The sequence below is a fragment of the Alteromonas sp. Cnat3-28 genome, assembly GCF_022348265.1.
Lineage (GTDB): Bacteria > Pseudomonadota > Gammaproteobacteria > Enterobacterales > Alteromonadaceae > Alteromonas > Alteromonas macleodii.
On record NZ_JAKREY010000014.1, the window covers coordinates 1 to 23,358 of the forward strand.

Sequence of the window (23,358 nt, forward strand, 5' to 3'; positions counted from 1 at the left end):
CAATATTTACAATGAAATGAGACCGCACTTAGCATTAGATATGGAAACGCCTAACGCAGTGCATAATAGAAAAGGCCAGCTTCGAGAGCTGGCCTAATAACTGTCAACCTATATTAGGACGACACATTTTGTAACTAACAGATAGTAATTACCAATCGGTTAATGCTGCCATAGTAAAAATCTCATCTTCGAAAGCAAGCACCACACGTTGCGCTTCAATATTGACGATTTGCACTCTATCGGCAATCCAGTCGCCCTCACCTATTTGACGGCCATTGACTCTCACCCATCTATCGGCAGGACGAGACGCATACATATGCGCGCTAAAATTCATGGTAGGAAGTCGTGTTAACAAACGAACGGGTAACTGATCTACACGGGGTAGTTCGTCTTTAACCGTCACCCTTGCTTGCGCTTCAGCGGGTGTATTATCTTGTGCCTTTGAGTCTAGCGCTTCAACGGCAGCATTAAAACGCGCCATGAGCTCTGGTGACACGGATACGTCAGATGGAGACGCAGCTTCGTTTAATACTTTCCCTTCGTAGTCCGCTGATGCCTCAGTTTGTCTTGAATCTGTTGAAGAGCTACGCTCATATCCACTACTTGGCTCGGCGCCAGAACGTTGGGACACGTCGTTATTGTAGCGATTCTGAGTACCTGTTGTGTTTGGGTTTGTATTTGTGATTGGGTTTGTATTTGGAACTGCACCTAAATCAGTATTTTGCGTTGCAGCTAAGTTGCCAACAGACTGGTTATTTACCATAGCGTTCGCTTGCGTGCCTTGCTGAGCTGCACCGCCGTTACTCATGTTTGCATTTACCGCCGTGTTAGCAGTTTCATTTAAACCTGCGCTTTGCCCACTTCCCTGAATGTTAGAAGATACCTGTTCACTTTTGTTGCTTGAAGTGCCTGGTGCTTCATTACTACTTTGCGTGGTCGTAAGCGCTGAAGCGCCTCCGCTTGCTTCAACCTGTGAAACTGAGCTTTCAGAGTCTGCCACCGGTACAGAAGCGGGTGCAGTTAGCATTGGCCACCAGCGTTTTGCCGTAGCGGCGGAAAAGCCAATGCATAACCCGCCAAGAATAACGACGGCAAAAAGCGCAACTTGCTTGGTATAAAGCTTCCATGCTGACGGAAGCCCTTCCACTGTGGGTAAGAACAAGCTTCGATTAAACTGCTCGTTTAGGGATTTATCAAATTTGGCGGTAGTGTCGTGCTCGCCCCGAAGCAAAGCTTGGGTCTGAGTTCTATGATGAACTGTCGGCGCTATTTCCACGGTTTGCTCAGGATCTATTTCGACCTCTTGCACGCCCATTTCAGACAAGCCCTGCACCATAGCATCGCTTGTCACTAAACCCGACTTTCTAATTTTAACTGGCCCATTTTGCTTGGTAATTTGAACAATCACCATACCGGGTTTTAAATGGTCAATGGCGACGATATTAGACATACAAACTCCCTAACCCGTAGCCGAATATGATGGCCAAAACAAACGCCGATGCGAGATACCATTTACGCTGGCTTTGCACGCGCTGACTGACAACATCTTCACCTAGAATTTGCTCTGCCGCGGCCAAGAATATAGGCTTTTGCACAACCGCATGCTGCTTAGTAAAAGATAAGGTTAACGCTCGGTCACACAGCAAATTAATTACCCTTGGAATCCCACCAGTAATTTGATGCACCGCGCGCAATGTAGACTTACTGAAAATACTGATATCACCTTCAGCCACGCTCAAGCGGTGTGCTATGTAAGCACTAACTTCAGGCGCAGTTAAGGGCAGCAGATGATAACGAGCGGTAATGCGTTGAGCCAGCTGACGTAATTCGTTACGCTTTAACAACTGCTGTAATTCAGGCTGACCTATCAATACCACCTTTAACAGCTTTTCACGATTGGTTTCTAGGTTGGTCAATAAACGAAGTTGTTCTAGTACTTCGGGCAACAGATGCTGCGCTTCATCAACCATTAGTACCGTATTCATGCCTGACTGATGATTCTCTGCTAACTTAGACAAAATCAAATCGGTGAAATACTTAAGGCTTGCTTTTTCAGGTGTATAAGCCAAGCCTAGCTCATCACAAACCGTTGCTAATAGCTCAAGGGCGGATAAGGTAGGATTCAAAATCATGGCTACCTGCGTATTATCGGGTAGCTGCTGCAACAGTTTTCTCGATACCGTTGTTTTTCCCGTGCCCACTTCTCCGGTGAGCATTACAAAACCACCGCTTTCTCTAAGGCCAAAGGTCAAATGGGCCAAGGCCTCTTTGTGCCTTGGACTCATATACAAATAATCGGGGTTAGGCGCAATCGAAAAAGGATTGTCATTTAACCCGAAGTAGTTCAAATACATGGTTGCTGAAGCGCCTATATGTTTTAATTTTTGACGACGATTAAACTACCAGACGCAACCTTGAAGTGAAAGCGCATAACGATGTGGCTACGAATTTTATTTGTAACATTGCTATACTGCGCCTCTGTTACCTTGGGAAGGTTGATTTTCGTTACACGTCAAAAGTCGATGTATTCCCAATCTAAAAAAGTATTACTGACTAAAAAATCGTTGGAAGAGCATGCAAGTATATCTCGTTGGTGGCGCAGTGCGTGACGCACTGTTAAACAGAAAAGTTGTTGAACGCGACTATGTCGTGGTGGGCGCCACGCCAGAAGAAATGCTCAGCCAGGGTTTTACCCAAGTAGGCAAAGACTTCCCTGTTTTTTTACACCCTAAAACACAGGAAGAATACGCACTTGCACGTACAGAACGTAAGTCAGGAAAAGGTTACACCGGTTTTGTATGTGATGCGTCAAGCTCGGTGACGTTGGAAGAAGATTTGTTACGCCGGGACCTTACCGTTAATGCGATAGCGCAAGACAACTATGGAAAACTCATCGACCCCTATGGTGGTAAAAAAGATTTAGAAAACCGCGTACTTCGCCACGTATCTGAAGCCTTTAGTGAAGACCCTCTACGCGTATTTCGCGTTGCTCGGTTTGCAACCCGCTATGCTTATTTAGGGTTTACTATCGCCACTGAAACCATGGCACTTATGCAGTCTATGGCGCAAAGCGGCGAGTTAAGCACGCTAAGTGCTGAGCGGGTATGGCAAGAAACAAAGCGTAGTCTTTTAGAGAAAACACCGCATGTTTTTTTCACTGTATTAAACCAAGCCCACGGTCTTAATGACTGGTTTACTGAGCTTGAAAGTAACTTAGATACTGCTTTGGCAACATTAAAAACGGCGGTAGATCTAGAAAAGGCTAAAAATGAGAGCTTTGTTAAAGACACGGGTTCAGAAACCCCATTACCTGACAGCAGCAATTCAGAAACCGCTAGGCTGATAACAAGATTTACTGCTCTGCTCTCTCACCTTGGTGAGGAGGATGCGAAGCACTTATGTAGCCGACTGAAAGTGCAGAACCAAGTTAGTGAGATTGTCATCCTTGCCTGCAAATTCAAAGATTTTCTATTGACTATGCAGAACTCTCCCGCCGACCTCCTCGCCTTATTCAATGGCTGTGATGCATGGAGAAGAGAGGAGCGTTTTACATTATTGCTTAGCGCTTTTGCGCCTTATGCTCATAGCAAAGGCGTAGATTGGCAAGAACAACAAAAGCGCATCGAAAATGCATTAGCTGCCGCCAAACAAGTGAACGTGCAAGACATCATTGCCACCGGCGTTAAAGGCCCCGAAATAAAAGACGCGCTTAACCAAGCAAAGTTATCTGCTATTGCCTCGATTAATAATCAATAGTGGTAAAGCAATGATCGAAAGAAAAACGAACGGATGCTTTCTCTCACCTTTAGCGTCACCACTTTTTTATTTACTTTGCACCGTTCTCCTTGCGCTTTCTGGTTGCACTGAAGAGACGCGCGTATTACCTGTTCACGAGTTTCGCTTTACCCAAGAGCCAGTGAGGAATGCTGCGCTTTCAGACGATGCCCGTCTTGCGGCATTCATTTTTGACGATTCCTCTGTTTCTGTTTGGGATGTTGATGAAAAACGAGAGCGCTACAAGTGGCATAGTGACGTGCTTGATGAAGAGTCACTGCACCTCATTACGTTTTCCAAAGACAAGGCATGGTTAGCGCTCACAGGCTATTGGAGCACTACACTGATTAACTTGCAATCAGGTGATGTGGTAGGTAGTTGGCATTTTAGTGGTAAAGATCCCGGCGCCACAGCGTCATCAACTTCCCTATCTCACCATGGTGACAGCGCACTAGTTGGTATGACCGACGGTACCGTATTGCTACTAAATTTTGATAACGGTACTGCATTGCAATACCAGCACAATACAATGAAAGTGCTTCATGTAGGCTATTTTTCTAATGACTATGCGTTTTCTGGAGGGATAGATAAGCGCTGGTTTCTATGGGATTTAGACAAAAACGATGTGTTGCTGGAAAGGCAATATCGCAGTCGAGTTACCGCTTCAGTGCTAGACAATAGAGCTCAGCGAGCTTTTATATCTGATGCGCTGAACAGCCACGAAATTATTGATCTCGCCACCCATGAAGTGATGTCTGAACTACAATTTATGGAACGTTTCCGCTTTTTCCGAAAAGGGTTATTTTTAGAAAACGGTGACTACCTAATGACAACATCACCCAAATCAGTAGTGACGCTATGGCATGCTATCTCTGGCGAAGAGATAGCCTCATGGGAAATTAAACGCTACTCAAGCGAAGCCACCACTCACGCTATTACACTTAACAAGGATGGTGATGTTGTTACCCTCTCCTCTGATGGCGTGCTTCAAAGCTGGGATTACCGCGCACTGGTTACATCACTGTGATATACCTTATGCTTGTACCGTCCCTCACAGCCTTTGCCCCACCTTCTTGCTAACAATTTTTCGTTTACACAACTTAAGCATGTCGCTATTATCTAACTTAGATTACAAATGTAATCCTTAACTATATTTGTGCGTTCTTGTGCAACAGTTGCTCGCTAGTTATTCGTTGCTTGTTCGCAGCTCGTTAAATAACAACTTCAAAGCGCGCTTCGCTTTAAACAAACAATTCGCCCTTTTAAATGAAAAAATCTGGCATCGGCTTGGAGATTCTTAAGTGAAAAAAACAATAATAACGTACCTTATAACTTTAGCTTTTACCCTTGTAGTTAGTGGATGTGCAAGCCCCCCAACCGTCTACCTTTATGGCAAATATCTTGAGCCGTCCAAAGTTCAAGCCTTATCTGAACAGTTAACGGATCAAGGCTTGAATGTTGAAGTGAACGACTTTGATTTTCCTACATCCGTGTCTACAAATACGTTGCTCTATTCATTGCTGCTACAATCACCAGAAGCAATCGACAATACCACTAGCATCGCAGAGCATGCGGGTTACTCTATAAACCGTGTCCAATCGCTCACTCAAGGCAATCATTGGTATACTAAAAACTCTTTGGCGCTGTTCGTGTTTCCTGACGGCAATCGCCCCCACGGAACCCTCCTTGCCCAAGATCTTATCCATAGCTATATCGCCAATGGATGTGGTAACGGCGAGCGCCTCACGCTGTATAAAGACGGTACGTATACCCTCACACTTCAAACGCCCACATCTTCAGAAGATGTAAAGGGTAAATGGAAGTATCGCCAGTTTCCTTACCTAGAGCTTCAAGAACCAAATTCACCGTACGCCAACTACTACTTCGAAATTTCACGGGTTGAAAGTGAGGATAAAGTGAGTAAGCTCGATTTAACGCACTTGCACTTACTTAACGCCAACAGTACCAACCCGTTAGCGTCAGAATGTGTATTTACCTACGGTGTGCGAATTTAACGCCAGTTTTTCTCAATGTTTTGGTATAGCAATGCTACAATACGCCCCATTCATTTAGAGCGTTTTTTATACTATGACTTTCGAAGAACTCGAATTAGACGAAGCACTGTGTCACGCAGCTGCCGATATGGGGTTTGAAACCCCAACTAGCATTCAAGAACTGGTTATCCCGCATGCGTTGGATGGACGAGATATCTTGGCCTCTGCTCCTACAGGTACTGGTAAAACAGCCGCTTTCTTATTGCCTGCATGCCAGTTTTTACTTGATTATCCGCGCAGACAGCCTGGTGCTACACGTATTTTGATCCTAACGCCTACCCGCGAGTTAGCGCTACAGGTTTATGAACAAGCCCTAGCCATAACAAAGCATACACAAATTGTGTGCGGGGTAATAACCGGTGGTATTAACTACGGTACCGATAAAGAAACCTTAAGCAAGAATCTCGATATTCTTGTGGCCACGCCAGGTCGTTTGCTTGAGCATATCGAAAAAGAAGCCGCAGATTGCCGTGATATCGAGTGTTTAATTCTTGATGAAGCTGACCGCATGTTGGATATGGGTTTCTCAACGGTAGTTAACCAAATTGCTGCCGAAGCGCGCTGGCGCAAGCAAAACCTATTGTTCTCTGCCACGCTTGAAGGCAAAGGCGTTAAGACTTTCGCTCATGACATTCTCAACAATCCTGAAGTGATTGAAGCGAACCCATCGCGCAAAGAGAAGAACAAAATTCATCAGTGGTATCACCTTGCTGACGACATGAATCACAAGCAAGCATTGCTGGTGAATATTTTGAAGCAAGAAACAACGACGTCAGCGGTTGTGTTTGTGAAAACCCGCGAACGCCTGCAAATGCTTAAGGACTTCTTAGCCTCGAAAGATATTCCAGTGTGCTGGCTACAGGGTGAAATGCCACAAGACAAACGTATTGCAGCGCTAGCCCGTTTCAAAAGTGGTGAAGTACCTATCTTGCTGGCAACGGATGTTGCTGCCCGCGGTATTGATGTGCCTAACGTGAGCCATGTTATTAACTTCGACATGCCGCGCAAAGCCGACGTTTATGTTCACCGCATTGGCAGAACCGGCCGCGCTGGCGCCAAAGGTACTGCAATATCTTTGGTTGAGGCCCACGATTTTGACATGGTAGCCAAAACCGCACGTTACATGGGCGAACCACTTAAAGCTCGCGTTATTGACGAGCTACGCCCTAAAAACAAAACGCCTAAGATTGGCCCCAAAAAGAAAAAAGTAAAGGCCAAAGACAAAGCCAAGGCAAAAGCTAAGCCTAAAAAGAAAAAGTAAAACTCGAGCACGTAGAGGGTGAGCGATGCGATGGCCGAAGGTTGGGAGTGGCTTTCGCAAACACGCGGTAAACACATCCATGTGCGCTCCGCTGCCGCATCCCTGCGGCAGAGGGTTTGCTCAAACCACTCCCAACCTTCGTCCTGAATAACCTAAAGTAACCCGATGAATGTGCTCAAGCTTATTTCAGGAGCAAAGAAAAAACGAGGAGTCTGGCACAATGAAATTCCCAGAAAAAATTGTTTTAGCCACAGGTAATCAAGGCAAGGTGCGAGAGTTTGCATCCTTATTTGCAGATTACGGCGTAGACGTTGTGGCGCAAAAAGAATTAGGTGTATCTGATGTGCCTGAAACAGGTACAACATTCGTTGAAAATGCCATTATTAAAGCGCGTCATGCGGCACAAGTAACAGGCCTCCCTGCTATTGCTGACGACTCAGGTTTAGTAGTCGACGCCCTTGACGGTGCACCCGGTATCTATTCAGCCCGCTATGCTGGCGCTGATGCAACTGATGACACCAATATTGACAAGCTATTAGCTGCCCTAGATGGCGAAACCCAGCGTAAAGCGCATTTCTTCTGTACATTAGTGTTTATGCGCCATGCTGACGACCCAGTACCATTAGTTAGCCAAGGTAAATGGCAAGGCGAAATTTTAACTGCTCGCTCTGGTAACGACGGTTTTGGTTACGACCCGGTATTTCACGTGCCAACTCATGGCTGCACTGCGGCAGAATTGGAGAAAGCCGAAAAAAACCGTATTAGCCATCGCGGCAACGCCTTAGCGATTTTGCTTGATAATATGAGAGCGACTTTTGCGTAATCCACCGCTTAGCCTTTATATCCACATTCCTTGGTGTGTTCAAAAGTGTCCGTACTGTGATTTTAACTCTCACGGGCTTAAATCTGATTTACCCGAAAAAGAATATGTGGCGCACCTGCTGGACGATTTAGCCATTGATGCCAAACGCATTGGCGACCGCCCTGTCGAGACAATCTTTATAGGCGGTGGCACGCCCAGTTTGTTTTCAAGCGAGGCCATGGCTGACATCTTAAACGGCGTCAAACAGCGGGTTAACTTAAGCGACACTGCTGAAATAACCATGGAAGCCAACCCAGGCACCGTCGAGGCAGGTAAGTTTGCGGGCTTTTATCAGGCAGGCGTAAACCGAATATCGGTGGGCATTCAAAGCTTTCAGCCGAAGCATTTAAAAGTGCTAGGCCGTATCCACGATGAGAGCCAAGCTGAAAATGCGGTAAAACAAGCACACAGCGCGGGACTACCTACGTTTAATTTAGATCTCATGCATGGTCTACCTGAACAAAGCGTAGAGAATGCTATGGCAGATTTGAAGCAAGGCATTGAGCTCACGCCTTACCACTTGTCGTGGTACCAGCTTACCATCGAGCCAAACACGCCTTTCTATTCAAAGCCGCCAGAACTGCCAGACGACGACATCCTGTGGGAAATACAGGAAAAAGGCCACAGCCTCTTAGAGCGTGCAGGCTATCACCAGTACGAAATTTCAGGCTACGCCAAAGCCGGGCATCAATGCCGCCATAACCTGAATTACTGGCGTTTTGGCGATTACTTAGGTATTGGATGCGGTGCGCACGGGAAGATTACCGATGCCGCTAACGGCATAATTCATCGTACCGTTAAAGTGAAGCATCCAAGAGGCTACATGGAAATGAGCCGACCGTATTTAGATACGCAAACGCTGGTTAGTGCAGACGACCTGCCGTTTGAGTTTTTTATGAATAGGTTTCGTTTAGTTGAGCCTTGCCCGATGAGTGATTTTAGTGACTTCACAGGTACTGAGTTAACGGATGACGTTAAACGCGCACTGTCTGATGCTCATCACCAAGGGCTGCTTTCTATTTCAGATAGCCACTGGCAGGTAACTGCTAAAGGACGTAGATATCTCAACTCTCTGCTGTCGTGCTTCGTATAATCTTGCCCATTAGAGCCAACCAAAAAGCTAGATCAAAAAAGCCTGCTCACGCAGGCTTTTCAGTCTTTAACCAGAATTAGTACACGTAATACTTATTTCAACTAGTTTTCACTCTTATCATGTCGCGTAATGATATTGTAAGGCTTGAATGCAGGCACACTTGCTCGAAGGTTCTCTTCCGCTACGTCTAAGCGTTTGAGCTTTTCACAAAACCACTCTGCCTTTTTACGCAATGTCGTAGCTTTATCACCTACATCAAGGTGCTCACCCACGTTATTAAGCTGACGAGTAATTTCCGCTACTTTCTCTTGATTTACTTCGCCACTTCCGGTGTTAATGCCGCTGATTGCCGATAATATACCGCCTACTGAGGTAGAAATTGCTTCCTCAAGCTGCGCTTCAATTTCACTATCCACGAATTCATCAACGCTTTCCAGTGATCCTGGGCCAATAAAATAATGATCACTGGCATGCCTGAATTTATCTTTCACGCGGTTTTGAACACGCTTCATAGCAGCATTCAAACGCTCATAGCTGTCGTGATCACTGCCTACTAAGCCTAGGTAAACATGCTCAATGGTATCAATAGCTAAATCTACACCTTCGGTGGCCAAAATAATCATTTTTGGTACTACATAGTGTAACCCTGAAGAATACTCTTCTAGCCACTGCCGTTCTTGCTCATTCAAGGTTTGCCAACGTCCACCTACAAAAAGCTGGTTTTGGTCATTAATCTGAACTACGGTGCGGGTTTTATCCATTACGCGAAGCTGTTCGTTATTAACGGCAATACCGTAAGCAAAATCGATATTACAGGTATATTCAGCCTGCGCCGATGTGCTAAGTCCAGCGAATAAACAAATTGTAAAAAGGGCAGCCTTAAGGCTCGATATCATTTTCATACCAACATTGTGGCTAGCTTACTGGGAAATAAAAAGCCATCATGAGTCTAACGTGCTAAAAATCAGGTTGAACATGTCGATATTATCAATCTACTCAAAACGCAGCTTGATACTAGGGCCTGTAGACTTTTGTTATTCACCAAAGGTCGACAGGCTCTAAGCAAGAGTGTCGATTTTCTTTAAAATTGACGTTCAAACCAAAAAACAAAGCACGCATTATAGAGCGTGCTTTGTTGATAAAAAGTCTAAGGGTCAGATACTAGACGAAAGACTAATACGAAGCGGTGTAGATCTTTATCTACACCTATTCGTTGGTGTAGGTGCGCACCAATCGTACGTAAATGAAACGGTCTTTCTCTTTAATCGAATGGCTCGCATTAAAGAATGCAACAACCCAGGCTCTGTCTGGATCATCTGCCGAAGGGGTAGAAGTCCAAAAATCATCTGGCGGCGTTGCAGGAAAAAGCGAGCTATTAATCGCCGGGCGTACGCAGTCGCGTTCCGTTAAGGTGGCCAACTCTTTAACGTTGGGCAAGCGCCATCCTAGCAGGTCTTCGTTACTCGCCTGCTGCGCAAGTTGTAGCGCCTGCTGCCACGTATACTTCACCGCTTCACCACTGCAAGTTGAGCCGTCCCAAGTTTGCCCTTCGGAACATCGTCTCCATACTAAAACTGTGGTGGTATCCAACAAAGTACTGGTAGTCACTGCTTCAAAGTTATCGTTGGGCGTGGTTTCTAGTCCATCAGACAAGCACTCTTGAGCGAAAGCTGAAAGCGATGCACTAGCAAGCAACGTCGAGGCCGCAACCATTTTGAGTGTAGTTAGCACTGCGCTTTTCAGTACGCGTTGAGCGGATTTATTAACTTTATTGCTCATGACTATCTCCCTGCTCTTACAAGACGAACACGCGCCGCTGATGACTTATTAAGAAAGTTATCGACACCTGAATCAAAATCCAATGCCCATGCATTTTGTGCATCATCACTGTTTACCCCATCAGCACTTGGCACTGAGGTCCAATACCATAGGGGTTCGGTAGAGACTGCACCGGTGTTAAGAAAGTAATCTTCATCAATGGCCACGTCGTCGGCAATGCCTAAATGCATTAACGAAAAGAGTTCATGGTGAGTAGGTAGCCGCCAGTCGTAAAAACCACACAGCCCCTGTGCGTTAACCGCCTGTACATATGCAGAGGTATTACAGCTGGTTAATAAGCACGTTGCATTCGCGCCTGTCTGGTCGCCCTCAAAACCGCCATTTACCTCTTCGCTGTACCAAGAATAGGTGTAGTCTTTATCTTGAAATGCCCCATCGTCAGTTTTAACTTCCCACACCAATCCGGTGACATTGTCACGAACGCACGACCACGTATCTGCGCTGGCGTCTTGTTCGTCGCCATTGGCATTTAAACGGGTAAAGTCGAAGCCGGCTTTACCACGCCCAGCTTTTTCAATTAAGCCGTTCTGTTCAATAATATCAGCTCCGCGTTGTCCGTCTTGGCCAGGAAAATCATTTTGCTGTGCCTCTGTTAACGCATTATTTGTGGCTTGCTGCAAAAATCCCGTGTCGTTCAATAGCGGCGTCGGCATGGGGCGTATTCTAACGTTAATGGTGTCTTCAACACTGTTGTTGTTAGCGTCTGTTACAGTAAGTGTATAGGCCACCACAGTCGCGGTGGATACGGAAGGGGCAATAGCAAACGTAGATAGTGCATCGTTGTCATCTACTGGGCGAGCTGCCACTCCCGTGTTTGCCCCATTGTTAGATGTAACGTTGTTACTGCGCTCCCAAGAATAAGTAAGCGGTAAAGCACTGGGAATACTGGTGCTTGCTTCACCATCCAAAATAACCACCTCACCACTGAAAACGCCTTGCGAGAAGCCTGCATCAACCACAGGCAGTGTCTCGGTTTCAGACTGCACTGAGATTGTCACTGTGTCTACGTCTGTTGCACCTTCGCTATCAGTTACTTCAAGTTGAAAAGTGAGTTCCTGAGACTCGTTAGCGATAGGCGTAGTAATTGTTAAGGTAGAAAGGTTCGTTTCCACCCCCGTAATAACGTTAGTGCCGCTGGTTTGAGACCAAACATAATCGGCAATTTCGCCATCGGACGTAGATGAGTCAGTATCGCTGCTTCCCGTGCCATCAAAAATAATTTCAACACCGCCTGGGAAAGTATTTGCTGGAAGGCCTTCCCACGCAGGCACATCAATACTTGCTTCCGGCGCTATGTTTACCGGCGCAACAGTAATTACCGTGAAGTCACTAGCCGTATTACCGCTTTGATCGTTTACCGAGACGGTAAGCGTGTATTCAGTGGCGCTATTAACTAACGGCGCGACGAAACTCGCTGCAGAAGCGCTGGTGTCTTCATGTGTAATGGTCAGCGATGGAGAAGCGCTCCAGTTGTACGTGTACGTGCCATCACCACCACTCACTTGTGCACTTAGTGAATAGGTCACGCCTTCCGTTACGGTAGCGTTAGCGCCTGCATTAACAACTAAGTTGCCATTGCCAGATCCCCCACCACTAGAGTCACCATCTCCGCCTCCGCCACCACCGCAGGCTGCTAGAATGAAAGCACCACCAATAACTGCAAGCCCGCGTATTACGGTGCGAGGAAGGTAGCTTGAAAATGAAGACGAACTTGATTGCATACGTACTCCCATCGCACTCTGTGCCGCTGTTCTATGCTCAGTGCGAGTAAAAACTTGATGTAGATAGAACCGCAAGATAAACAATATACTCTCACGGGTTACACGTAGCGGTTATAAGAAGGTTTTCTTTGCTCTATCTGATTGTGAGCTTGCTTCTTGCGCTTCAGACACTGTTACTTGTAGCGCTTCTAGCTGCTTTTTACCTACCGCTACATCAGTCATGTCGTAAATCATCATACTGATAAAATCCACCTTACCCGTCGCAGAAGTAAGAGGAGAAAGTGTAATGTTTTGGTACATGAATGACTCACTACCTGTAATCGGCCGGTAGTTTGGAAACTTGAACAAATAAGGGCGTTGTTCCCATGTCATAAAGGCACGGGTTTTTAGGTCGAAAACGGGCTTAGCTTTCTTAATAAACCAGTCTTGTTTGATTGCGGGAAATAACGAAAATAACGTTTTGTCTCTTACTTCACTCGGCAAAAGCCCACTGTGACTTTCCATAAAACCGTTCCACACTTGCACGGTGAAGTTGCGGTCTAGTACGACAATGCCAACGTCTACCGTTTGTAGCATGTCCATCATCCAGTGAAATTCTTGTAACTCATCTAAATGCTGGCTCATTAAAAATCCTCCAACAAGTGGGCGAGTTTAGAATTCATCATTTTCATAGACTCTTCCGTGAACAACAAAATCAAATCACACTGAACATTGTAGCCTTCCAAGCCATAGCTAAGCTCAATCGCCAAGGTTCGCTTCCACTTTATTTGGTTCATGCTGATAATTTCAGTGATGGCACGATGTTGACCAAGTACAATGGGGTGACCTTGGCTGAAGTTAATGTCCATTTGATGGGCCAGCCCTGTTAAACAGGTTCCAATCAAAATACTCGCAGCATCCATAAGCAGCTCTAACTGAAGCTGATCATCAACTTCGCCTTCTACATTGAGTATTTTAGCCACGTCGTCAAAGCTTGAGTCGCTCAAAATACACAACGCCTCACCACTAACTCCTGGCCCTAAGAAGCCTTGGCATACAGCGGTAACTTGCTCATGGCTCTCAATATCAGAAAGCATCATGTGAAGTTCAGACACTTCAATTAAATTAACGTTGGGAATAGGCAGTTCAACAAACACGTTCATGGTGCGGGCTAAATGATCCCCCGCTTGCCCCATGGCTATGTTAGTGATTTCTTGGTAACAATCGCGGATTTCAGGATCTAGCGGTGAAACTTCTTCCGGCTCTTCCTCTTCAACATGAAGAATGTTGAATTTATCTAGTACCTCGGCCAGCTTCTTAGGATCCACCGGCTTTCTAATAAAGTCCAAAGCGCCAAGCGATGTCACTCTTTCATGAGCTTCAGGCTGAATATCACCAGACACAACAATAACTTTGGTTTTAAGACCTTGTTTCTGAATTGCTTCTAATGTGCCGTACCCATCTAAAACGGGCATATTAAGGTCGAGCAATAGAAGATCGCCCTTTCCTTCAGCGAGAGCCGATAGAGCATCTTGACCATTCTTCGCAAAATGTACGGCCACTTCCCAATCTTGAGGAAGGCATTTAGCCACTTGCTTGCGCGCAACTAACGAGTCGTCACATACGAGTACAGAAAACATTAAGTTCTTTTACCACCTAGCTTTTGAAACCAGCTACCGCCGGTATTTTCTAGCAATTTCAATTGTATCGGCACAACTACTGTGAACTGAAGTAACGATTTGAGTTAACTTACACTTCGCTGTAACCCGGTTACTTTTTGTTTGAATAGATACCATGTATATAGTGATACGAAACACCTCACTAAGAAATAGCACTTTTGGGGAATATTGCCAGCACGTTTTTACTTACAAACATCACGGCGCTTTGATTCTTTGCTACGCGTTTTTACAGCAGCTTGTGCACCTTTTAGTCGAGGCGGGTGATTGCAGGCTTGGTCAGGCTAAATCGCAACCAATAGATAGAACGCCAAGTTACGAAAAAAGCTCTCAAACAAAGAAACCAAAAATGACAGGTAGTGCCAACGCAGTAAATATACCATTTACACAAAGGCCCAGAGTCGCCATCGCCGCCACGTCTTCCCCCATTTGAATAGCTTTGGCTGTACCAATTGCGTGGGCCACCGTGCCCATAGCAATACCTTGCGCCTGTCGATTTTGTACATTGAGGACCGCAAACACACCAGTAGCCACAATGGCTCCAACTACACCCGTCACAATGACAAAGACGGCAGCCAATGCGGGAATGCCGCCAACCTGCGCACTCGACTCCATAGCAAGGGGCGTGGTGATTGATTTAGCTAACATGGTAATTTGTATTGCACGCGGTGCATCTAGTGCAAACAAAGTAAGCCACGCGGTGAAAGGCGCGAGTATGCCACCAAAAGCAATACTCGCCATTAACCGCCAGCCGTAGTGCTTTAGCTTTTGCCATTGTCTGTAAATGGGTAGTGCTAATGCCACAGTGATAGGCCCTAGCAACCAATGCAACAAAGAAGCCGCCTGTTGATACTCAGTAACCCCTGTTTCAGTTAAATAAAGGCCAGCTGACACAATCAGCGCGGTAACGACAATGGGATGCGCTAGCGGGTGACCTTTGCATTTTTTGTTCACCCAAAGGGCAATAATGTAGCCAATTATTGAAACGCTAAGCCACAATAACCCCGTTAAGCTAAATGCTTGATGTAGAGCCTCCTTCATTCTTGCTTTCCACCCTTGTTTGCCACATCTGAGCCGCTGCCGCTTTTGCTGTTAAACAATTGCTGCGAAAACCAAGCAGTTATCCCTAAACTTATCGAGGTCGTTACAATAATCGCGATAGCAATGGCAAGTGCATTGGACTGAATGTCAGCCCAATAAATAGATACACCAAGTACGGCTGGAATAAACAGTAAGGACATATGCTTCAAGGGAAAAGTAACAAAGCGCGCCGTGTGAACCTCAAGCTGAGGAAAAAGAAAAAGCATCGCGAGTAAAAGGAATAAGCCCATTAATGGGCCTGGAATAGGAAGGGCACTCACATTAACGACAACTAGCCCAAGATAATAAGCAGCAAACACTAAAACTGCGCCCACTATCATGTTTCTTACATCTCGCACTATCGCTCCTTATTAGGCCTAGCAGGTCCTAGTACTTATTCCCAAAATTCAGTGAGTAAGTGTAACGATAAGCGAGTTAGACCACCAGCAGTACCATGGTCGTATAGTAGAATGTTGCACTGAAATGCGATTTGACGTTCAGTCTGTTAGCCAAAACTGATAGTAATACTTGTGAGTAATCTTGAACGCTTCGCCACCTTGCATGACAACTCGCTGCTGATTGAGTTTTTGCTCGAGGTGCGCGATATGTTTTGCGTTGACCGCCACAGAGCGGTTACAGCGTTTAAAATTCTGCTCTCCCAAACGCTTAAGTAATTCACACAAGGTGGTGCGGACAACGTAGCTTTCTGAGAGCGTTTGAACACACATGTAGTCACCTGCAGCTTCAATCCATTTAATCTCTGCTGGATTTAAGCAACACCACCCGTTTTCAGCGCGTATCCCAACAACATTTGGCTGAGCACTTTTGTTCAATTGCTGGCGCAATGTAGCTAGAAGCGCAGGTTCAGACACCCCATATTGTTCACAAAGTCCCTTAACCAGCATATTGAATTGAAAGTCCCGTTCATAAAAATGGTACTTGGTTTTGACATGCTCTATAGCGTTTAATACTTGGGATTCTTCAAGTGGTGATTTAACAAATCCTGACGCGTTGTGAGAAAAAGCTAACAGCGCTTCTTCGTCTTTATTTCCTACTGCAAGCCAATATCGTGATGCAAGGTTTCGACTTGACTGTGAGACTGAATAGAAACCGATGGACTGAGGATATTTCTCTGCTAACGCAAGACAATGGCCTACAGATTGTGCGCCATAAACGTGACTGAATACGTCTAGCTTTTCTAGCATTTTGCAAAGTGAGTTTTGCATAGAAACAGAGTGTAAAAAAACCAGTGCGATCATCTGCGATCCCTTGCAAGTGCAAGCAGTAATAGCTGTCAGTGTTATCTATCCCAGTCTTAATAAGTGATGGGATGTAGACAGCGAAAAGTAAAAATAAGCGAAAAAGGGGCTATAAGCTGCATAGCCCAATCGCCAGGGTAGAAAACTCTTCATTAGCGTTTTGCTGTTAGTACACTAGGGCTAGCATTAATGCGACGAGCAATCAGCTGTGCGTTTTTAGATGCATTATGAGTAAGTGCAAAAGTAAGCATGTCTTGCCCGTTGCACACTAATCCTTCATGGATATATCGCATTTTAAAACCCGTCGCTTTCACGGCGCGATGCAATCGCAAACGGCTATCGCTTTTTACCGCTTCACACACTGCAATTAAGTTTTTTTCTACATGCTTGGGATACGGGGCGGCATTCGCTACTGTTGCAGTAAGCGACAAGGTTATTCCTAGTAAAGCAAGTTGGGTAACACGGCGTGACATAAACATAACAAGTTCCTCTGATAATATTCGGCAACGCGGTGACTACCTCTTTTGTCCCCGCACCATTAAATTAGTGAAACTTTGTAAAATTCACGCTATAAAAACGTTAAAGCACCGCTATTTGAGACGTTGCGACAAGTACACAAAAGCTAAGGTTTAATAATCGGTCTAAACTGTTATTAGTCGTACTTAACACACACTTTGCAACATTCTTATAAATGCATACATTGCAAAGTGGAAAACCATAAGCAAATACTCTTGCCCGCCTAGCGGTGCAGACAATAATCTAATTTCTTAACACGTATTCAAGGAAGAGCCATGTTAGAGCAGCAACAGTACCACCTTATTAGAGAGCATATGCAGCCTGGTGACATCATCGCATTTGGTGGCAATAGCTTATTTTCTCGTTGGACCAAACTCACTACGCGCTCTGCGGTAACGCATGTGGCAATAGTTATGCAAACGAAGATGCGCGATGAAGATTCTAATCGATATTTTAATCAAGTCATGGAAGCTACATCGTATAAAGGAAAGCGAGGGGTAATGACCAATAGACTAAGCGAGCGTGTAGCATCTTATGACGGTGATATTTGGTGGCTGCCCTTGTCTAGCGCGTCAAGAAGTATCTTTGAGCAAAATAAGCGAGACTTCTTTAACTTCATGTTTGAACAAGACGGGAAACCTTACGACGTGCTACAGCTATTCGGCTCAGCAGTGGACGCGATTGATGAACATCCCCTGTTCGGCAGCATAAGCTACAATCAAGAAGATTTTAATAGCTGGTTCTGTTCAGAGTTAATTGCTGAGGGGTTGGAGACTGCGGGTGTTGTAAGTGGCGTAAATGCATCGGAAGTCACGCCAGTGGACATCTGCCGGTTTAACATTTTCAAAAAGCGTTACGTACAGCTTAAAGGAAAAGGAAGGGTAATTGGAGGGTTCAATTCACTCAAGGCAGATAACTGGGGCCAGATTGCCTAACCCCATTAATTAAAAACACATCTACCCCAATATGGGGTAAGGTGAGTTTTAGAAAATACTGTCTTGGTGAATCTTAATAAACATGCTCGTCCCAATTTTAGAGTAATCGATTTTATACTCTTTCCCATTTAGGGTTTGTACGAACAATAATGTTTTTTCGTCGCCAAACACATCGCTAGTAGTTACATCTACTAGTTCCATGTCCATCATCTTGGCATCGCGCTTGTTTTCAGGCACTTTGCCTTCGTACTGCTTAATACCTTTATAAGTAACAAGAATTGGCGGATGTTCATCACCATTGATCACCAATAGATCTAATTTTCTTATTTTATGAATGATGGTATTTCGACCACTTGTAATGAAGGGTTTTTCAGTCATTCTCATCTCCGCGACCGCTCACCTGCTTTATAGTTATTAACAAAGAATGTAAGTGATTGAGTTTATCACGATGTTAACAATCAGCACATAAGCATTTGGTTGATATATGTGTGCAAAGTATAAACATAAATTACACAAAATGAGCAATAAATCGCTAATTTTTGCGTGTAGTGTGTGTTTTTACAAATTGCTCGTCGGTTAAACTGCGCAAAAATGCAACCAACGCCGCCTTTTCATCTTCAGAAATCGTAAAGCCTTTTATGAACGGACTGCGGTAAGGGTTAGGGCTTTCAGCCAGATTTCCCCCACGAGCATAAAACTCAATGACTTCATCAAGGGTGGCAATACTGCCATCATGCATGTAGGGCGCAGTAAGGGCTATATTGCGCAAAGTAGGAGCTCTAAACTTCCCCATGTCTTGTTTATTGTGAGTAACGCTGTAAAGCCCCATGTCCGATTCCGGATAACTGCCCTTCCCATCTTCGTTATACAGGCCAGTGTTGTGGAAAGGCTGAGCCGCAAAAGGTTGAAAACTATGCTTCGACGATTGAGTGAAGTTCAGACCTCCGTGGCAGTGAAAGCACTCAGTGCGTTCTGAAAAAAACAGATTCAAACCTTCAAGCTGCTGGGCGGTTAGTGCATCGTCATCTTGAGCGTAAGCGTAGTTATCAAAAGCACTATTAAACGACACTAAACTTCTCACGTAGCTAGCAAGCGCCTTTACAATATTGTTTAAATTGGGTGTATCATCACCATAAGCCGCTTCAAAAAGCGCTCGATATTCGCTGCCCTCAAAGCGCTTTAATATACGCTTTTCATTTCCCGTAACGCCCATTTCCACAGGATGTTCATTAAAAAGCGGGATCATCAGCTGCTTTTCTATACTTTCTAAATTGTTATGCGCCCAAGTGAAGGATGCATTATAAGCCACGTTTACTAACGCTAATGCGTTACGGTTTAGCGCGTCTCCATTCGCGCCTACTGAAACCGTCTTAGGTTCAGAGAAAGCATGCTCTGGTTCATGGCAGCTGCTGCATGAAACCGTGTTGTTAGCACTTAAGCCCTTATCAAAGAAAAGCTTCTCTCCCAAAATTACGCTTTCTTCGGTCACAGGATTGTCTGCGGGAACGGGAGGCGGTGGAATATTGTGAGGCAAATTCCAAGTGTAAGGCGTGGGCGATTTACTGCACGCTCCTAAAATCATTACAACAAGCGCGATAATTGCCGCCTTGAAAGCGAGCAGAGCTCGCCTTCTAGTGCAAATTAAACGTGCCGCTACTGCCACTTAATCCAAGGCCTGTGCACTAAATTCTGAATAAGCTTTTTACATGGCTCAGTTTCAGGAGACTCGAACATACAACTTGGCGCTTCGTTTATATCAACTTGCGCGACAATGTTAGACACCGATACTTCCAAATCTAAATCAGTATCAAGCTGGGTCATCGGCAGAATAAACTCCACCCGGTTTGTGAAAGCACACGATTTTTCAGGTGGCCTGACTGCTGATTCAGAATCGCAACCCACGCTACCTAAATGATAAGACCATTTGCGTGTTTCCTCTGAGCCTTTAGACACATCCAGTCGCAAAAACTTATGACCGTTTTGCCAGCTCCAAAACATTGTACTGTCATTCAATGGCGAAGGCTGTGTAAGCGGGTTAGCGTGATTATCGTCGAAGGGAAGACCCATAGTGAAGCGCAAGTTTGTGGACAGCTTTAAAAGCTCTTCCGATACATCTAATACAATTTTGCTATTGGCATCATCAGGGTTGTTGCACTTATTGTGAAACTTTAGCAATGCTATATTCGGCGTCTGCCATTGGGTTTGTTTAAACTTAACTCGCTGCCACTTACCATCAATGCGCACTTCTGGCTTGCTAAGGTAAAAACCGAAGTAATCTATATTCCATCGCTGTTGTCCAATACTCATGATCATTGGACATGCCCCCGTATCGACTCCCACCAACTTAAACGGGATTTCACCAGGCTCTCTTCCTTTGAGGTTAATGACATCACAGCCGGTTAACGACACTAGCACCGCAAAGAGTAACGAAGGCATGACACTCATGCGAAAAGGCATTTTCATTTACGTATGTACTTCCTTTGGATATCTGGTAGTTTTTTATACAAACTACCTTTTTCTAATTACACACTTGCACGGACGACAAGATGAATGCATTCCCATTAACGCTAATAGTGCTGCTTTTAGCATTTGTGAGTCAAGGTGCACAAGCACACACAGACCATGACAAAGCGCGTTTTGTTGCCGAAGACGGCGTGGACGCGGGCAAGTGTGACAACCGTTTCAGGCCCTGTAAAACGTTGAGCTATGCCGCGCGACAGGCCAATAAAGGCGACAAAATTCTCGTTGCTGAAGGCCAATATTATTTCGACAACGCTCAGCATGCACAAGTTCTAAACGACAGTCTTTTACCCGTATTAGGAGGCTTTTCTCGTGAAGATCATTACCAGGCACAGAAGCCTGCCTTGCACAAAACTACACTAGTTAATGTGCCTACCTATTTATCAGAAGCCCTTAATGAAAAAGGGTTCGATAGTATAACTGACGGAAAAGCCGCGTCTTCCTTTCAAGCACAGGCATCATCGCACATGGTCCTTAGTACCGAAGTCAGTGCAAATGAAGCTTGCACAGATGGCACGGCTGCCGACTTCCCATGCAGCAATATCGATCTACTCTCTAACGTACCTGTTAACGTATTGTCGTCGGTATCAAATAGTACCAACGATATTTGGGGGCACGTCGATTTAAACAACCGTAGAGAATATGCCATTGTTGGCATGCAGGCCAGCATTGCCGTTGTAGATGTAACCGAGCCAACAGCGCCGGTAGTAGTGGGTGAAATTACCGGTCAAAGTACGACATGGCGCGACATTAAGGTCTATCAGTATTTCGATAGCGCTGCGGGGCGTTTTAAAGCGTATGCCTATGCCAGTGCCGATAGCGTAACAGAAGGTTTTACCATCATTGACCTTAACGACCTCCCTAATGGTATTAGCTTAACGAAGCGGATTAACGACGATAACCGTGCACACAATATCTACATCTCTAACGTAGATTACACGCTAAACACACCGTTAAATGACGCTGCGCCTCAGTTGCATTTGGTTGGCCAGGATAGTAACGGCGGAGCCTTTCGTTCATATACGCTAACCTCACCTCAAACACCAACCGCGTCTTACATACCTAGCGGTCTCACACGTGCCGACTATACGCATGATGCGTCATCTATGCGCGTTACCGACGCAAGAGCGCAAACTGACTGTGTGAATGCTACGGCTGATGGATGTACGGTTATGCTTGACTTCAATGAAGATGCAATGCGCCTTTGGGATCACACGAACACAAATAGTACCTCTGAACTAAGTAGTATTAGTTATAACGAGGTTGCCTACACCCATAGCGGTTGGTTTAGTGAAGACAAGCAGTACGCCTTTGTACACGATGAGTTGGACGAGCGAAACTTCAGCTTAAATACCCGGGTTATGATTTTTGATATTTCATCACTCACAACACCTGTGCTTGCCAGCATTTGGACCAGTGACAACGGCACTATCGATCACAATGGCTACGTAAGAGGTAACCGCTACTATATGTCTAACTATGAGCGTGGCTTAACGGTACTAGACATTTCAGATCCTACCGCGCCTGTAGAAGCAGGCTTTTTCGACACCTACCCTGCTTTTAACAGCACCAACTTTAATGGTGCGTGGGGCGTATACCCGTTTCTACCTAGCGGTAATATTTTGGTTAGTGATATTCAGCGCGGTTTGTTTGTATTAAAAGACAATACGTTAAGCGCAACAACAGTTGCGGGCTTCTCTCAGGCTAATTATGAAACGGATGCTGATACAACCTTAAGCCTTCCTGTTAATAAGACAGGTACCGGGGCTATGACAGTTGCGTATGAAGTAATAGCGGGTTCAGCCACCAGCAGTGATGTAATGTTAGCGCCTGGAGAACTCAGTTGGGGTGCATCTGAAACACAGGCTAAAAATATTACGTTAAGCGTAAGTGCTAATGAAGATAACGAAAGCAATGAGGTATTTTTCGTTAGACTATTTAACCCGCAAGGAGGAGGTATCGCCTCTGGTAGCGGCTATGCTCAAGTCACTATTAACGGTGCTGCCCAACAAGGAAAAATTGAATTAAGCGCTGGCGAACTCGCTGTTTTAGAGACCGACTCTGAATTTGCGTTAAGCATTGTTCGCCAAGGTGGAAGTGAAGGCGAAGTAAGTGTGAATTATTCACTGGAAAGCGGGACAGCACTGAGCGATGAAGACTTTGTCAGCCAAAGCGGCGCGCTAACTTGGAGCGACGGCGATACCAGTTCGAAGACTGTAAATATAGCGCTTGTTAACGATACTACCGAAGAAGACAACGAACAATTCCGTTTAGTGCTTGCTGCACAAGACACCAATCTTCTAGGTGGTGTGGTAGAAACGCTGATTACGATAAAAGACGATGAGAGCAATCAAGCCCCTGTGGTAAACGCAGGAACAGATGTTGAAACCGATGTAAGAGCCAGCGTTGAATTAACGGGAAGCGCCCAAGACCCCGAAGGCGCGTTAACAAGCGTAGAATGGACGCAAACCGCCGGCGACACGGTTACCATCAGAAATGCAGATACATTAACCATGTCTTTTACCGCCCCATCATCTCAAAGCAATTTAACCTTTTCGTTAACTGCAACGGATGAGTTTGGAGTTAGCACCAGCGACACCGTTACTGTTACCGTGAAGGAAAGTGTAGTGAGCTTGCCAACGGATACTAATTCAAATAGCTCTGGTGGAGGCGGTTCTACGACTCTGTTTAGCATGTTGGGTTTGGTATTGGCGCTTGGATGGCGCCGTATTAAATTGCCTAACAAGGCAGATAAACTGCAGCTTAGTGAACAAAAATAAAGCAAACAA

At 45.3% G+C, this 23,358-nt stretch carries 22 protein-coding genes; 8 read left to right on the plus strand and 14 right to left on the minus strand.

What is annotated here, in order from left to right; genetic code table 11:
• Window positions 1–148: 148 nt before the first annotated feature.
• Entirely contained in the window at window positions 149–1,450 is a 1,302-nt protein-coding gene (locus MHM87_RS14205; protein ID WP_239259722.1) for a general secretion pathway protein GspB, read from the minus strand.
• Window positions 1,443–2,354, minus strand: coding sequence for an AAA family ATPase (locus MHM87_RS14210; protein ID WP_014948480.1), 912 nt, complete (start codon window positions 2,352–2,354; stop codon window positions 1,443–1,445). Before MHM87_RS14210 ends, MHM87_RS14205 begins: the two co-directional genes overlap by 8 nt.
• 220 nt (window positions 2,355–2,574) lie before the next feature.
• Here MHM87_RS14210 and MHM87_RS14215 point away from each other — a divergent pair, with 220 nt between their 5' ends.
• From MHM87_RS14215 to hemW, 6 genes are all read left to right on the plus strand, one after another.
• Window positions 2,575–3,756 (plus strand): CCA tRNA nucleotidyltransferase, encoded by a 1,182-nt coding sequence (locus MHM87_RS14215; protein WP_179982546.1) that lies wholly within the window; start codon window positions 2,575–2,577, stop codon window positions 3,754–3,756.
• Window positions 3,757–3,766: 10 nt separating this feature from the next.
• A complete protein-coding gene (locus MHM87_RS14220; RefSeq protein ID WP_239259724.1) occupies window positions 3,767–4,801 on the plus strand; it encodes a WD40 repeat domain-containing protein in 1,035 nt (344 codons plus the stop codon).
• Between the two features lie 274 nt (window positions 4,802–5,075).
• Window positions 5,076–5,789 (plus strand): hypothetical protein, encoded by a 714-nt coding sequence (locus MHM87_RS14225; protein ID WP_039224696.1) that lies wholly within the window; start codon window positions 5,076–5,078, stop codon window positions 5,787–5,789.
• Window positions 5,790–5,862: 73 nt separating this feature from the next.
• Window positions 5,863–7,089 (plus strand): ATP-dependent RNA helicase SrmB, encoded by a 1,227-nt coding sequence (gene srmB, locus MHM87_RS14230; protein ID WP_014948476.1) that lies wholly within the window; start codon window positions 5,863–5,865, stop codon window positions 7,087–7,089.
• A 220-nt stretch (window positions 7,090–7,309) separates the two neighbouring features.
• The gene (locus tag MHM87_RS14235) at window positions 7,310–7,912 is read left to right on the plus strand and encodes an XTP/dITP diphosphatase (protein WP_239259726.1); all 603 of its coding nucleotides are present in this window, start codon (window positions 7,310–7,312) and stop codon (window positions 7,910–7,912) included.
• Window positions 7,905–9,044: a radical SAM family heme chaperone HemW gene (hemW, locus tag MHM87_RS14240; protein WP_239259728.1), complete on the plus strand. Its 1,140-nt coding sequence runs from the start codon at window positions 7,905–7,907 to the stop codon at window positions 9,042–9,044. The genes MHM87_RS14235 and hemW overlap by 8 nt, the downstream gene beginning before the upstream one ends.
• A gap of 101 nt (window positions 9,045–9,145) precedes the next feature.
• Here hemW and MHM87_RS14245 read toward each other — a convergent pair whose 3' ends face one another.
• From MHM87_RS14245 to MHM87_RS14285, 9 genes are all read right to left on the minus strand, one after another.
• Window positions 9,146–9,940 carry a YggN family protein gene (locus tag MHM87_RS14245; protein WP_239259730.1) on the minus strand — a complete coding sequence of 265 codons (795 nt, stop codon included), beginning with the start codon at window positions 9,938–9,940 and terminating at the stop codon, window positions 9,146–9,148.
• 310 nt (window positions 9,941–10,250) lie between these two features.
• Window positions 10,251–10,823 carry a DUF1566 domain-containing protein gene (locus MHM87_RS14250; protein WP_239259732.1) on the minus strand — a complete coding sequence of 191 codons (573 nt, stop codon included), beginning with the start codon at window positions 10,821–10,823 and terminating at the stop codon, window positions 10,251–10,253.
• A gap of 2 nt (window positions 10,824–10,825) precedes the next feature.
• Window positions 10,826–12,604, minus strand: coding sequence for a DUF1566 domain-containing protein (locus MHM87_RS14255; protein ID WP_239259734.1), 1,779 nt, complete (start codon window positions 12,602–12,604; stop codon window positions 10,826–10,828).
• Between the two features lie 111 nt (window positions 12,605–12,715).
• Entirely contained in the window at window positions 12,716–13,228 is a 513-nt protein-coding gene (locus tag MHM87_RS14260; protein WP_014948470.1) for a PAS domain-containing protein, read from the minus strand.
• Window positions 13,228–14,223, minus strand: a complete 996-nt coding sequence (locus MHM87_RS14265) for a response regulator (protein ID WP_014975809.1) — start codon at window positions 14,221–14,223, stop codon at window positions 13,228–13,230. The genes MHM87_RS14260 and MHM87_RS14265 overlap by 1 nt, the downstream gene beginning before the upstream one ends.
• 366 nt (window positions 14,224–14,589) lie before the next feature.
• Entirely contained in the window at window positions 14,590–15,300 is a 711-nt protein-coding gene (locus tag MHM87_RS14270; RefSeq protein WP_014978487.1) for an LrgB family protein, read from the minus strand.
• Window positions 15,297–15,698 (minus strand): CidA/LrgA family protein, encoded by a 402-nt coding sequence (locus MHM87_RS14275; RefSeq protein WP_239259736.1) that lies wholly within the window; start codon window positions 15,696–15,698, stop codon window positions 15,297–15,299. Before MHM87_RS14275 ends, MHM87_RS14270 begins: the two co-directional genes overlap by 4 nt.
• Window positions 15,699–15,836: 138 nt before the next feature.
• Window positions 15,837–16,598: a LytTR family DNA-binding domain-containing protein gene (locus tag MHM87_RS14280; protein WP_239259738.1), complete on the minus strand. Its 762-nt coding sequence runs from the start codon at window positions 16,596–16,598 to the stop codon at window positions 15,837–15,839.
• Between the two features lie 152 nt (window positions 16,599–16,750).
• On the minus strand, window positions 16,751–17,077 hold the full coding sequence (locus MHM87_RS14285; protein WP_014948465.1) for a DUF3718 domain-containing protein: 327 nt from the start codon (window positions 17,075–17,077) through the stop codon (window positions 16,751–16,753).
• A 312-nt stretch (window positions 17,078–17,389) separates the two neighbouring features.
• Between MHM87_RS14285 and MHM87_RS14290 the strand changes: the two genes are divergently transcribed.
• Window positions 17,390–18,049 (plus strand): hypothetical protein, encoded by a 660-nt coding sequence (locus MHM87_RS14290; protein WP_014975806.1) that lies wholly within the window; start codon window positions 17,390–17,392, stop codon window positions 18,047–18,049.
• 48 nt (window positions 18,050–18,097) lie between these two features.
• Here the strand turns inward: MHM87_RS14290 and MHM87_RS14295 are convergent, their stop codons facing one another.
• The 3 genes from MHM87_RS14295 to MHM87_RS14305 all read right to left on the minus strand — a co-directional run bounded on the left by MHM87_RS14295 (window position 18,098) and on the right by MHM87_RS14305 (window position 20,512).
• The gene (locus MHM87_RS14295; protein ID WP_014948463.1) at window positions 18,098–18,427 is read right to left on the minus strand and encodes a hypothetical protein; all 330 of its coding nucleotides are present in this window, start codon (window positions 18,425–18,427) and stop codon (window positions 18,098–18,100) included.
• A gap of 154 nt (window positions 18,428–18,581) precedes the next feature.
• A complete protein-coding gene (locus tag MHM87_RS14300) occupies window positions 18,582–19,712 on the minus strand; it encodes an MbnH family di-heme enzyme (RefSeq protein ID WP_239259740.1) in 1,131 nt (376 codons plus the stop codon).
• Window positions 19,703–20,512 carry an MbnP family copper-binding protein gene (locus MHM87_RS14305; protein WP_239259742.1) on the minus strand — a complete coding sequence of 270 codons (810 nt, stop codon included), beginning with the start codon at window positions 20,510–20,512 and terminating at the stop codon, window positions 19,703–19,705. Before MHM87_RS14305 ends, MHM87_RS14300 begins: the two co-directional genes overlap by 10 nt.
• A gap of 83 nt (window positions 20,513–20,595) precedes the next feature.
• On the opposite strand from MHM87_RS14305, the gene MHM87_RS14310 reads away from it, so the two are divergent.
• Window positions 20,596–23,349 (plus strand): choice-of-anchor B family protein, encoded by a 2,754-nt coding sequence (locus MHM87_RS14310; RefSeq protein WP_239259744.1) that lies wholly within the window; start codon window positions 20,596–20,598, stop codon window positions 23,347–23,349.
• Window positions 23,350–23,358 lie beyond the last annotated feature (9 nt).